This is a genomic window from Bradyrhizobium sp. 956_D2_N1_4 (assembly GCF_052076025.1).
In the GTDB taxonomy this organism is placed as follows: domain Bacteria; phylum Pseudomonadota; class Alphaproteobacteria; order Rhizobiales; family Xanthobacteraceae; genus Bradyrhizobium; species Bradyrhizobium barranii.
This window is the reverse complement of record NZ_CP197237.1, coordinates 7,259,489-7,271,866: the sequence shown is the minus strand read 5'-3', so window position 1 is coordinate 7,271,866 and position 12,378 is coordinate 7,259,489. Positions and strand designations below refer to the sequence as shown.

General features: G+C 65.2%; 9 protein-coding genes. 7 read left to right on the top strand and 2 right to left on the bottom strand.

From position 1 onward, the window contains the following. The first annotated feature begins 82 nt into the window (after positions 1-82). Positions 83-1,264 carry an MFS transporter gene (locus tag AB7535_RS34395; RefSeq protein ID WP_354113768.1) on the top strand — a complete coding sequence of 394 codons (1,182 nt, stop codon included), beginning with the start codon at positions 83-85 and terminating at the stop codon, positions 1,262-1,264. A 10-nt stretch (positions 1,265-1,274) separates the two neighbouring features. Then, the gene (locus tag AB7535_RS34390) at positions 1,275-2,309 is read left to right on the top strand and encodes an aldo/keto reductase (RefSeq protein ID WP_354113769.1); all 1,035 of its coding nucleotides are present in this window, start codon (positions 1,275-1,277) and stop codon (positions 2,307-2,309) included. A gap of 7 nt (positions 2,310-2,316) precedes the next feature. Here AB7535_RS34390 and AB7535_RS34385 read toward each other — a convergent pair whose 3' ends face one another. Further along, the gene (locus AB7535_RS34385; protein WP_439037482.1) at positions 2,317-3,927 is read right to left on the bottom strand and encodes an amidohydrolase family protein; all 1,611 of its coding nucleotides are present in this window, start codon (positions 3,925-3,927) and stop codon (positions 2,317-2,319) included. Then, complete coding sequence (locus AB7535_RS34380) at positions 3,924-4,742, bottom strand: uracil-DNA glycosylase (RefSeq protein ID WP_354113771.1); 819 nt, start codon at positions 4,740-4,742, stop codon at positions 3,924-3,926. Before AB7535_RS34380 ends, AB7535_RS34385 begins: the two co-directional genes overlap by 4 nt. Before the next feature lie 264 nt (positions 4,743-5,006). Here AB7535_RS34380 and AB7535_RS34375 point away from each other — a divergent pair, with 264 nt between their 5' ends. The 5 genes from AB7535_RS34375 to recQ all read left to right on the top strand — a co-directional run bounded on the left by AB7535_RS34375 (position 5,007) and on the right by recQ (position 12,337). Further along, positions 5,007-6,581 (top strand): amidase family protein, encoded by a 1,575-nt coding sequence (locus tag AB7535_RS34375; RefSeq protein ID WP_354113772.1) that lies wholly within the window; start codon positions 5,007-5,009, stop codon positions 6,579-6,581. Positions 6,582-7,004: 423 nt separating this feature from the next. Beyond that, positions 7,005-8,306 (top strand): O-acetylhomoserine aminocarboxypropyltransferase/cysteine synthase family protein, encoded by a 1,302-nt coding sequence (locus AB7535_RS34370; protein ID WP_354113773.1) that lies wholly within the window; start codon positions 7,005-7,007, stop codon positions 8,304-8,306. Positions 8,307-8,318: 12 nt separating this feature from the next. Then, positions 8,319-9,320 (top strand): homoserine O-succinyltransferase MetA, encoded by a 1,002-nt coding sequence (gene metA / locus AB7535_RS34365; protein ID WP_439037481.1) that lies wholly within the window; start codon positions 8,319-8,321, stop codon positions 9,318-9,320. 105 nt (positions 9,321-9,425) lie between these two features. After that, on the top strand, positions 9,426-10,169 hold the full coding sequence (locus AB7535_RS34360) for a polysaccharide deacetylase family protein (RefSeq protein WP_354113775.1): 744 nt from the start codon (positions 9,426-9,428) through the stop codon (positions 10,167-10,169). Positions 10,170-10,471: 302 nt separating this feature from the next. Continuing rightward, positions 10,472-12,337 (top strand): DNA helicase RecQ, encoded by a 1,866-nt coding sequence (gene recQ, locus AB7535_RS34355; protein ID WP_354113776.1) that lies wholly within the window; start codon positions 10,472-10,474, stop codon positions 12,335-12,337. Positions 12,338-12,378: the final 41 nt, after the last annotated feature.

Here is a 12,378-nt window from a genome sequence, read left to right as displayed (position 1 = left end):
AAATGATTGGATTGCGGACATCCTAATGGTTTTGCCGCGCTGCGGCTATCTGCGTGGCTCGTCCCTCGCATTGGAGCCACGCATGCCTCCCGCCGTCCTCGCCCTCACCGCCGGTGCCTTCGGCATCGGCACCACCGAGTTCATCATCATGGGCCTGTTGCTCCAGGTCGCCGCCGACATGCACGTCTCCGTGCCGGTCGCGGGGCTGCTGATCTCCGGCTATGCGCTCGGCGTCTTCGTCGGCGCGCCTGTCCTGACGCTGGCGACGCGGCGGATGCCGCGGAAAACCGTCCTTCTCGCCCTGATGGCGATCTTCACGCTCGGCAACGCGGCTTGCGCGCTGGCGCCGAACTACGAATGGCTGATGGCGGCGCGGGTGCTGACCTCGCTCGCCCACGGCACCTTCTTCGGCGTCGGCTCGGTGGTCGCCACCAGCCTCGTCGCCGAGGACAAGCGCGCGTCGGCGATTGCGACCATGTTCATCGGCCTGACGGTCGCGACGCTCCTGGGCGTGCCCTTCGGCGCCTGGTTCGGCCTGATGCTCGGCTGGCGCGCGGCATTCTGGGCGGTGACGGTGATCGGCGTGATCGCCTTCGCAGTGGTGGCCACATTCGTGCCCGGCCATGTCGGCAATGGCGACAAGCCGATCTCGCTCTCCGAGGAGATCGCGGTGCTCGGCCGTCCGCAGGTGCTGCTCGGCCTCGCCATGACCGTGTTCGGCTTTGCCGGCCTGTTCGTCGTCTTTACCTATATCCAGCCGATCCTGACGCGCTTCACCGGTTTCCCGGAATCCGCGGTGTCGCCGATCCTGCTGGTGTTCGGTGCAGGTCTCGCGATCGGCAACGTCGCCGGCGGCAAGCTCGCCGATCGCGGCCTCGCGCGTGCCCTGATCGGCACGCTCGCGGCGCTCGCCATCGTGCTGCTTGGCCTTGCCGCCGTGCTGTCGGTCAAGATCGCAGCCATCGCGCTGATCCTGCTGCTCGGCATCGCGGCCTTTGCGACCGTCGCGCCACTCCAGCTTCGCGTGCTGGAAGCCGCCGGCCCCAGCGGCCGCACGCTCGCCTCCAGCCTCAACATCGCCGCCTTCAATCTCGGCAACGCGCTCGGCGCCTGGGCGGGCGGCGTCACCATCGATCGCGGGCTCGGTCTCTCCGCGCTGCCGCTGGTCGCGGCCGGCATCACGGCCGTCGGTCTCATGCTCGCGCTATGGAGCCTTCAGCTCGATCGAACGCAGTCCACAGTCGCGGCGTGCCCGGCGGAATAGGAGAATGATCATGGAATATCGCAATCTCGGCGCTTCCGGTCTCAGGGTACCCGTCCTCAGCTTCGGCACCGGCACGTTCGGTGGCCAAGGCCCGCTGTTCTCGGCCTGGGGCCGCAGCGGCGCCGAAGAAGCGCGCAGGCTGGTCGACATCTGTCTCGATGCCGGCGTCAACCTGTTCGACAGCGCCGATGTCTATTCGAACGGCGCGTCAGAGGAAATCCTCGGCGCCGCGATCAGGGGACGCCGCGACAAGGTGCTGATCTCCACCAAGATGAGCCTGCCGATGGGCGACGGTCCGCTCGATGCCGGCTCTTCGCGGTATCGTCTGGTCGCCTCGGTCGAAGCTGCGCTGCGCCGGCTCGGTACCGATTACCTTGATCTGCTCCAGCTTCACGCCTTCGATGCGTTCACGCCGATCGAGGAGGTCCTGTCCACCCTCGATACGCTCGTACGTGCCGGCAAGCTGCGCTATGTCGGTGTCTCCAATTTCGCCGGCTGGCAGCTGATGAAGTCGCTCTCAATTGCCGAACGGCACGGCTGGCCGCGCCATGTCGCGCATCAGGTTTATTATTCGCTGCTCGGCCGCGACTACGAATGGGAGCTGATGCCGCTCGCACGCGACCAGGGCGTCGGCGCGCTGGTCTGGAGCCCGCTCGGCTGGGGCCGGCTCACCGGCAAGATCCGGCGCGGAAAGCCGCTCCCCGCGAGCAGCCGTCTGCACGCCACCGCGCAGTTCGGCCCGCCCGTGGACGACGAGCGGCTCTATGCCATCGTCGACGTGCTTGATACGATCGCCGCGGAGACCGGCCGCACCGTGCCGCAAATCGCGATTGCCTGGCTGCTGTCGCGTCCCACCGTATCCTCGGTGATCGTCGGCGCCCGCGATGAAGCGCAGTTGCGCGACAATCTCGGCGCGGTTGGCTGGTCACTGAGCGCTGCGCAGATCGCGCGTCTCGACGAGGTCAGCGCCGTGATGCCGCCTTATCCCTACTACCCCTATCGCATCCAGGAAGGCTTTGCGCGCCTCAATCCGCCGCTGGTGTGATGGACAACTAGTAAAAGGCCGCGATCGCAGTCGCGATTCCCGCGGGAAGATTCGGCTCGTTCTTCAGCGTGTCCAGAAACGCGGGATCGCCTGATACCGTGAGGCTATCCAGCTTGATCGGGTGCAGCGGCTCGGCCGCTGCCGCCACCGCCGCCAAATCCGGACCGGTCCTGACGCCGTTATATTCCAGCCGCGGGCGGAGCTGGACATTGTTGCCGAACTGCTCGTCGAGCGCGAGGCGCCATCCAGTGCGTGACACCGCTCCGCGGGCGATCGCATCGCTCATGGCGAGGCTGTGCGGCTGCAAGGTGCCGAGATTGCCGAGCGCGGCACGGAGGCGGCTCGTCGCCTCCGCCAGCGTGATCCTCTCGATCCCGGGATCCTGGTCGGGCGAGGTGAAGTCGATCACCCGCGCGCTGCTGCCGATCCTGAGCGCCTCGCCGGTTCCGCCCGCCTTTTGCATGACCGTCTTCGTCCCATAACGGGCTCGTCCGCCGATGGTGACCAGAACGATGTCCTGCTCGCGCGATTTGATCAGATGAGCGTAGGGATCGCCGGTGACTCCCTTCACGACCAGAAGGTCGGCGAACTTGCCATTGGCGATCGTTCCCAGCTTCGCATCCCACTTCAGGATCGCGGCCGGATTGCGCGTCGCCATCGAGACGATGTCGTAGTCGCTGAAGCCGAGATTGAAATGCGCGGACACGACCTTGGCCGCCTTCAGCTCGCCGAGCAGGTTCTTGCTGCCGGATGGCGACCAGTCCGAGCCGAGCGCAACGGTGAGGCCGGCCGTGCGCGCGGCAACGACATTGGTCGTCTTTCCGTAGAGCAGCAGATTGCTCAGGGGCGACCAGACGACCTTGGCATGGTTTTCGGCCATCGTTCCGAAGTCGGTCGCATCGAGTGCCGTGCAATGAATGCCGGCCAGCGACGGCTCGATCGCCCAATCTCCCTCGGAATTGCGCAAGGCGAGGAAGTGGCTATGGGCCTTGGTGTCGATGCCTTCGCTGAGATGCAGCAGGAAGCACGATGACGATTTCAGCTCGTTGTCGAACTTCGCCCAATCCTCGGCATCTATGTCGGGAATCTTCGAGTGCGCCTTCGGCAGATCGGGAGGGCTGCCGATCTCGGCGGCGCGCAACGCGCCCTTGTAATATTTGTGGATCGTGCCGCTCCAGTTCGACAGCGTGATCCCCTGGCTCGTCGTGGTGCCCGCGACCATGCACTTGGCTTCGACATAGCGGACCAGGGCGGGCAGCAGCGAGCCGTCGTCGGCCAACGCGATCGCGCTCGTCGGGCCGGTCACCGACGTCTTGTACGATTTGGCATTCTGCCATTGGTCGCGATTGCCGTAGGGTTGCGGCACGCGCCAGAGCGGCAGGATGTTGTAGCTCAGGTGATTATGCAGCTCGATCAGGCCTGGATAGATGGTGCCGCCGGTCGCCACTGCAACGACGGCCTCGAAGCCTGCCGGGGCCGGCTGTCCCTTGGGTACGATCGCCGCGATGCGATTGTCCTCGATGAAGATCGTCCCGCTCTTGATGACGTCGCCCTCGCCGGTCATCGTCACGATCCGCCCGCTCAGGGCCCATCGTTTCGGGTTGGCAGCCGGGCTCATGGGATCACTCCGTCAGGGATGGTGATCGTGATCGTGCGCCGCTTGGTGGCCGCGTCGGCGCCCTGGCGCACGGCCCATGGCGTGTCTCCGCGCATCCACGCCGGCAGTCCGGCGGGAAGATCCTTTGCGATAATGTCGAAGAGCTCGGTCGGCTTGAAGGCGTCCCCATACGGCACGAGCGTCGTCGGCACGTCGGGATGTTGGACCTCAGGTGCGAGAGCCGCGAGCGCGGCGCTCCATTTGGTCAGCATGATCTTGGTGTTCGCGGCCCGCGTCGCGTTATCATGGGCCGAGCTTTCCGGCCAGGTCGGGTGGGTGATGTGCTGATAGGCGAGGGTCTTGTAGGCCGCGCCGTCGGATGTCTTGAGCCAGGCTTTCCAGGCCTCGTCGGCGAGGCCGCCGAGCGAGACAACGGCTTCGATATTGCCGGGCGCGAGTACGGCCTTGAACCATTTGTTGCGATACTCGACGATGCCCGGCTCGTTCTTGTGCTTGTTGCCGCCGCTCTGCCCGTAGACGCTGTACAGGAAGGTGTTCACCATCACGTAGCTCCGCGTGATGCCGAGCTTCGCCAGGAAACCTTGCGTCCGGCGGCCCGCGGTGCCGACCAGAATTCTGCGCACGATCGTCTCGTGCTGGGCGGGATCCTGACCGACGACGAGCACACGCGCCGATCCGTCGAGCCGGCCGCGGTGAAAGATCGGCCCCCATTCAATCCGGAAATCGTCGGGATCGTAGGTTTCAGCGCCCGGATAGTCGGCGCACAGATCTCGAAATGGTTGCTGGTCGTATCCGCTGTCGAATTCCACGAGCATGGCAAATGCTCCGATGCGTCGCTGTCAGAATAGCTACGTCAAAAACCTAATCGCCATGGCACAATCTTGATGGCACAATCTTGGCGGTGGTTTGTTCTACCATTCAACCAGTATATGGGTCAGGAGAGCGGGGCCAAAGGTTCATGCGCGTCTTTCGCGCCGGCCCGTGGCAGAGCGTCGCGGCGACGCGCCATGCAGAAACGCGCCTGTACACGCTCGCGTGATCTCCTTAACCTCCGCCGCGCAATTTTTTGGAGATGCGGCGTGGCGAAGAAGACGGCGACGAAGAAGAAAAGTGTTGCAAGGAAAGTAACGAAGACCTCGGTCAAGGCGAGCACCGCCCGCAAGATGGCCGTTGCGAAGGCGGTCAAGAAGACGGTCAAGAAGGCGCCACCGCGCAAGTCGGCGACGGCGCGCCGTCCGAAAGGTCCGGTCTGGCAATGGTCCGCGGTCGACACCGCAGCCGCGATCCGCAACGGCGCGATCTCCGCGGTCGAGACCGTCGAAGCGCATCTGGACCGGATGCGCGCCGTCAATCCGCGGCTGAACGCGGTTGTTGTCGATCTCAGCGAGGAAGCGCTGAAGGCAGCGCATACGGCCGACAAGCAGCGCGCCAAGGGCGGTGCGCTCGGCCTGCTGCACGGCGTGCCCATCACGATCAAGGAGAACGTCGATTACGAAGGCCGGCCGAATTTCAACGGCGTGCCCGCCAACAAGGATTTTGTCGCGCCGTCGGACTCGCCCGTGGTGCGCAATCTCAAGAAAGCCGGCGCGATCGTCATCGGCCTCACCAACACGCCGGAATTCTCCTTCCGCGGCTTCACCGACAATCCGCTGCACGGGCTGACGCTGAACCCCTGGGACCCGAACATCACCTGCGGCGGTTCCTCGGGCGGCGCGGGCTCGGCGGTCGCCGCCGGCATCGGCGCCATCGCCCATGGCAACGACATCGGCGGCTCGCTGCGCTGGCCGGCGCATTGCAATGGCGTTGCCACCATCAAGCCGACGCAGGGCCGGATCCCCGCCTTCAACGGAAGCGCAACGGCGGAGCGGCCGATGCTGGCGCATCTGATGTCGGCGCAGGGCCCGCTCGCCCGTCACGTCGGCGACGTCCGCCTCGCGCTCGATGTGATGAGCCAGCGCGATCCGCGCGATCCCTGGTGGGTGCCGGCGCCGCTGGTCGGACCGAAGCCGAAGGGGCCGATCAAGGTCGCACTGGCCAGGATTCCGGAGGATATGGACGTCGATCCCTCCGTGCGCACGGCCCTGCGCCAGGCCGCCGATCACCTCGAGCGTTCCGGCTATCGCGTGACCGAGGTCGATGTCCCCGACATCAACGGCGTCTGGCAGACCTGGTGCGACATCATCACCAATGAGACCGTGGTGATGCAGGAAGCCGGCATGCTGAAGGTGACGTCCGAGGACTTCCACAAGGCCTGGGGCGGCATGAAGACCAAGGCCAATGTGCTCGATCTCAAGGCCTGGATGCAGGCGACGGCCGCACGCAACGGCCATATCCGCGCCTGGCAATTGTTCTTCGAGGAGTATCCGGTCGTGCTGGCGCCGACCACGGTGAAGCCGACGCCGGGTCCGCGCGACGACACCGTCAGTGCCGATCGCGTGAAGGAGATCTTCTGGGGCGAGATCCGCTTCATCTCCGCCATCAACGTGCTGGGCCTGCCCGGCGCGGTGGTGCCGGTGACCCTGCATGACGGCAAGCCGATCGGCGTGCAGCTCATTGCGGGACGCTATCGCGAGGACCTCGCGCTCGATGCGGCGGCCACGATCGAGAAGCGTGCCGGTGTGCTCGCTCACCGGCTCTGGGAGACGATGGAGTAAGGTGTACTCTCACCCTCTCCCCTTCTTGTGGGAGAGGGTGGCATAGGCGGCCTTCGGCCGCCGTCCTTAGAACGCCGATGCTTTGCATCGGCTATGGCAAAGCGGCGAGACGGGTGAGAGGTTTCTCCCCACAGGCGAGCATTTGGCCGTATGGATAGATACCCCTCATCCGGCGCTTCGCGCCACCTTCTCCCGCAAGGGGAGAACGGAAGCACCGTCACTGCCGCGTTTGCTCGCAGCAATTCATTAATCCAATTCGATTCAAGTTTTAGCCAATTCACCAACAATCGTTAGGGTTACTTCCTCGATCTCTAGGCGAATTATTGTCCGCTTTACCACCCGCCTCTAACAGAGGAACGGCGGACAACGCACATGCCTCATACAGGCCAATAAGTGCGGCCCGCTCCACGCGGAGGTGGCACGATGCGCAACGAGACGATCGCTATTCACGCCGGCTACGAGCCCGAAGCCACCACGCATGCGGTTGCGGTGCCGATCTACCAGACCGCGGCCTATGCCTTCGACAGCGCCGATCACGGCGCCGCGCTCTTCAATCTCGAGGCCGAAGGGTTTCGCTACAGCCGCATCGCCAATCCGACCAGCGCGGTGCTGGAGAAGCGTATCGCCCAGCTCGAAGGTGGCGTCGGCGCGCTCGCGGTCGCGACCGGGCAGGCTGCGCTGCATTTCGCCTTCGTCAACGTCGCCGATCACGGCGGCAACATCGTTTCAGTGCCGCAGCTCTACGGTACCACGCACACGCTGCTCTCGCACATCCTGCCGCGGCAGGGCATCACCGGCCGCTTCGCCGAGAGCGACAAGCCGGATGCGATCGCAAGACTGATCGACGAGAACACGCGCGCCGTGTTCGCCGAGACCATCGGCAATCCCGCCGGCAATGTCTGCGACATCGAGGCTCTCGCCAAGATCGCGCATGCGCATGGCGTGCCGCTGATCGTGGACAACACCGTCGCGACCCCGATCCTGCTCAAGCCGTTCGATTACGGCGCCGACATCGCCGTGCATTCGCTGACCAAGTTTCTGGGCGGCCACGGCACCACGCTCGGTGGTGCGATCGTCGATTCCGGAAATTTCCCCTGGGCCAAGCACGCCGACCGCTTCCCCGGCTACAACAAGCCGGACGCCTCCTATCACGGCCTCGTCTATGCCGAGCGCTTCGGCCGGACCGCCTATATCGAGCGCGCGCGCAGCGTCTATCAGCGCACCATGGGCTCGGTGCTGTCGCCGTTCAACGCCTTCCTGCTGCTCCAGGGCATCGAGACCGTCGCGCTGCGCATGGAGCGCCATGTCGAGAACGCCCGCAAGGTCGCCGAATTCCTGCGCAAGGACTCGCGCGTTGCCTGGGTCAACTACACCGGCTTCCCGGACAGCCCCTATTACTCGCTCGTTCAGAAATACCTCGACGGTAATGCTTCCTCGCTGTTCACCTTCGGCATCAAGGGCGGCATGGAGGCCGGCAAGACCTTCTACGATGCGCTGAAGCTGATCACGCGCCTGGTCAATATCGGCGATGCCAAGTCGCTGGCATGCCATCCGGCCTCGACCACCCACCGGCAGATGTCGGCGGAGCAGCAGCGCGTCGCCGGCGTGCTGCCGGAGACGATCCGCCTCTCGATCGGCATCGAGCATTCCGCAGATATTATCGAGGACATCGACCAGGCGCTCGAGAAGGCCTGCCCGTCGGCACGCCTCCAGGCCGCGGAGTAGGCGACGGCGCCGATGACGATCTTGATCGACAGGGATCAAGGTATATCGAGTCCGGCACTGGTGCCGGCCGCGGGCGATCTCGCGCGCGATCACGGTTTCGCCGATCTCACGATCGGTCTGATCAACAACATGCCGGATCCGGCGCTGAAGGCGACCGAGCGGCAGTTCATGCGGCTGCTCCAGGCGGCTGCAGGTCCGCGCCGCATCCGCTTCCATTGTTTCTCGCTGCCCTCGGTGAAGCGGTCGCCCGAGGCGAAGTGGCATGTCGAAAGCGAATATTCGGAACTCAGCGAGCTCAGGCACCACAAGTTCGACGGGCTGATCGTGACCGGCGCCGAGCCGGTCGCGCCCGAGCTCGACCAGGAGCCGTATTGGCGCGACCTCACCGACCTGATCGACTGGGCCAAGGTCAACACGCGCTCGACGATCTGGTCGTGCCTCGCCGCGCATGCGGCGGTGCTGCATCTCGACGGCATCGCGCGGCGGCGGCTCCCGGCCAAATGTCACGGCATTTTCGACTGCGAAGCTGCGACGAACGATGCGCTGACGCGCGTTGCGCCTGCGCCCCTCAAGGTCTCGCATTCCCGCCTGAACGAGATCGCCGAGAGCGATCTCACGCAGGCCGGCTATCAGGTGCTGACGCGTTCGGCAAAGGCCGGCGTCGATATCTTCGTCAGGCAATATGCCAGCCGCTTCGTGTTCTTCCAGGGCCACCCGGAATACGATGCGCTGTCGCTCCAGCGCGAATATCTGCGCGATATCGGCCGCTATCTCGCGCGCGAGCGCGAGGCGTATCCGCACCTGCCCGTGAGTTATTTTGACGCAGCGACCGAAGAGAAGCTCACCCGCTTCGAGAAGAAGGCGACCCAACAGCGCCACCCCGCGCTCACCAACGAACTACCTGCGCTGAATCTGCGCGCCGATATCGCCGCCGGCAGCGCCGCGGCGGCGCTTTTCCGCAACTGGCTGCAATATCTCGGTGCGGAAGCCGATATTTCGGTCCTGGCACGCTAGACGAAGGGCGTTGGTTCCGCATTAGGATTACCCGGGCGTTAGGCTTGCCTCTACCAGCGCACGAATGTTTCAGTAGAGAAATAGGGAACCGCAGGAAACGCAGTCGTGTGGTCGGCACTCCAGGGACGCGTGAGCAATCGGCTGGCCCGGCATTTCCGTGCCGCGCCGCACCGGCTGCCTGCGCATGCGCCGATGGTGAGCTTCACGTTTGACGACGCGCCGGATAGCGCCGCAGGCGAGGGCGCCGCGCTTCTGGAGACGCATGGTGGCCGCGGCACGTTTTACCTCGCCGGCAGCCTGATCAATCGTCCGTCGGATCATTGGCACGGTCTGTCGAACGACGCGATCGTGCGGCTTCACCGGGCCGGTCACGAGATTGCCTGCCATACCTTTTCGCACCAGAGCTCGGCTGATCTCGACGAGGCCGCCATGGCGTGCGAGATCGAGCGTAACCGCAGCCATTTCCACGCCATCGATTCCTCGATCACGCTGGAGAACTTCGCCTACCCCTATGGAATCGCCTCGGTCTGGCGCAAGCCGCAGCTTGCAAAGGCCTTTCGCTCGGCGCGCGGCATCCTTCCCGGCGTCAATCGCGACGTCATCGACCTCCAGTTCCTGCGCGCCTCGCCTCTGGTCGATCGCGAGATCGATATTGCGGGCGTCGATCGCTATTTCGACGAGGCGGTCGCGAGCGGCGGATGGCTGATCTTCTACGGCCACGACGTCGCCGACGCGCCAAGCCCCTACGGCTGCACGCCGCACCTGATGCGCCATGCGCTGGAGGCGGCCGGGAAGCGCGACATGCCGATCGTGACGGTGGCGGAAGCGCTGCGACGGATCGGGGCGTAGCTTCTTCTTCCTTCTCCCCTTGCGGGAGAAGGTGGCATAGGCGGCCTTCGGCCGCCGTTCCTAGGAACGCCGAAGCAAAGCTTCGGCTATGGCGCCGGATGAGGGGTATGTCTCCGCAGAGCAAGCTTTACCGAATCCGTGGATAGATACCCCTCACCCGTCTCGCCGCTACGCGGCGATCCACCCTCTCCCGCAAGGGGAGAGGGGAAGAGTCCTGTCTGCCATCCAAACAGTCTTGCCACGCCCGCGCCGTCATGCGACTGGCCTTGTGACGAATCCTACGGCCTTGCACCGACGCGCCCATGTCCGCTCCTTCCACCGCCCCTCTGCCTGCGCCGGCCAACGGCCGCGACGCGCTGTCGGTGCTGCATTCGGTGTTCGGCCTGCCGGGGTTCCGTGGTGCGCAGGGCGAGATCATCCGGCATGTCACGGATGGCGGCAATTGCCTGGTCTTGATGCCGACCGGCGGCGGCAAGTCGCTGTGCTATCAATTGCCGTCACTGCTGCGCGAAGGTTGCGGTATCGTGGTGTCGCCGCTGATCGCGCTGATGCGCGACCAGGTCGCAGGCCTGCTCGAGGCCGGGGTCAACGCCGCCGCGCTGAACTCGTCGCTGACGCTGCAGGAAGCTTCCGACATCGAGCGCCGCCTGATCGCGGGCGATCTCGACCTGCTCTATGTCGCGCCGGAACGCCTGGTGACGCCGCGCTGCCTGTCGCTGCTGGCGCAAGCGAAGGTCGCGCTGTTCGCGATCGACGAGGCGCATTGCGTCTCGCAATGGGGCCATGACTTCCGCCCCGAATATGTCGGCCTCTCCATCATCGCCGAACGTTTTCCGAACGTTCCACGCATCGCGCTGACCGCGACCGCCGACGAGCTGACCCGCAAGGAGATCGTCGAGCGCCTCCGGCTCGCCGACAGCCCGCAATTCGTCTCCAGCTTCGACCGCCCGAATATCCGCTACGAGATCGTCGACAAGCGCAACGCCGTGTCGCAATTGAAAGAATTCATCCGGGAGCGGCATGCGGGCGACGCCGGCGTGGTCTATTGCCTGTCGCGCAATCGCGTCGAGGAGGTTGCCGCCGCGCTCGACGACGCCGGCATTGCGGCGCTGCCCTATCACGCCGGGCTCGACAGCGGCATACGCTCGCGCAACCAGGACCGGTTCCTCAACGAGGACGGCATCGTCATCGTCGCGACCATCGCCTTCGGCATGGGCATCGACAAGCCCGACGTCCGCTTCGTCGCCCATCTCGATCTGCCCAAGAGCATCGAGGCCTATTATCAGGAGACGGGGCGGGCGGGGCGCGACGGCAAGCCGTCGGCGGCCTGGATGGCCTATGGTCTCTCCGACATCGTGCAGCAGCGCCGCATGATCGACGAGTCCAGCGGTTCTGACGATTTCAAGCGGGTGTCGATCGGCAAGCTCGACGCACTGGTCGGCCTCGCCGAGACCGCGCAGTGCCGGCGCAAGCGGCTGCTCGCCTATTTCGGCGAGGCCGAGACGGCGAACAATTGCGGCAATTGCGACAACTGCCTGACGCCGCCCAAGATGCGCGACGGCAAGGTGCTGGCGCAGAAGCTGCTGTCCTGCGCCTATCGCACCGGGCAGCGTTTCGGTGCGATGCAGCTGATCGACGTCCTGATTGGTCGCCTCACCGAAAAGGTGACGCAGTTCGGCCACGACAAATTGTCCGTGTTCGGCATCGGGCGCGAGCTGAACGAGAAGCAGTGGCGCACGGTGCTGCGGCAGCTGGTGGCGATGGGGCATTTGTACAGCGACAGCGAGGCGTTCGGCGCGCTGAAGCTGACGGAGAGCGCGCGCGGTGTGCTACGCGGCGAGACCGAGGTGTGGCTGCGCGAGGAAGCACCGGGCACGCGTGTTCGCGCGAGCCGGACAAAATCGCGCCGTGGTGACCTCGCGCCTGCGGCCAACGCGCCGCAGGGCGATGTCGATCCCGAATTGCGTGCGCGGCTGAGGTCCTGGCGTTCGGACATCGCGCGCGAACGCGGCGTGCCGGCCTATGTCGTGCTGCACGATGCCACCATCGACGGCATCGTCCGGGCGTGGCCGACGACGCTGGACGAGCTCCGCAACGTGCCCGGCATCGGCGACAAGAAGCTCGAGCATTACGGCGACGAACTGCTCCAGATCGTCAAGACGCGGTAGGGCTTCTCGTCATCCCGGACAAGCGCAGCGAAGCGGAGTGC

Bases quoted from the DNA above. Each gene is read 5' to 3' on its own strand.
- AB7535_RS34395 (WP_354113768.1), top strand. From the start codon at position 83: ATGCCTCCCGCCGTCCTCGCCCTCACCGCCGGTGCCTTCGGCATCGGC.
- AB7535_RS34390 (WP_354113769.1), top strand. From the start codon at position 1,275: ATGGAATATCGCAATCTCGGCGCTTCCGGTCTCAGGGTACCCGTCCTC.
- AB7535_RS34385 (WP_439037482.1), bottom strand. From the start codon at position 3,927: ATGAGCCCGGCTGCCAACCCGAAACGATGGGCCCTGAGCGGGCGGATC.
- AB7535_RS34380 (WP_354113771.1), bottom strand. From the start codon at position 4,742: ATGCTCGTGGAATTCGACAGCGGATACGACCAGCAACCATTTCGAGAT.
- AB7535_RS34370 (WP_354113773.1), top strand. From the start codon at position 7,005: ATGCGCAACGAGACGATCGCTATTCACGCCGGCTACGAGCCCGAAGCC.
- metA (WP_439037481.1), top strand. From the start codon at position 8,319: ATGACGATCTTGATCGACAGGGATCAAGGTATATCGAGTCCGGCACTG.
- recQ (WP_354113776.1), top strand. From the start codon at position 10,472: ATGTCCGCTCCTTCCACCGCCCCTCTGCCTGCGCCGGCCAACGGCCGC.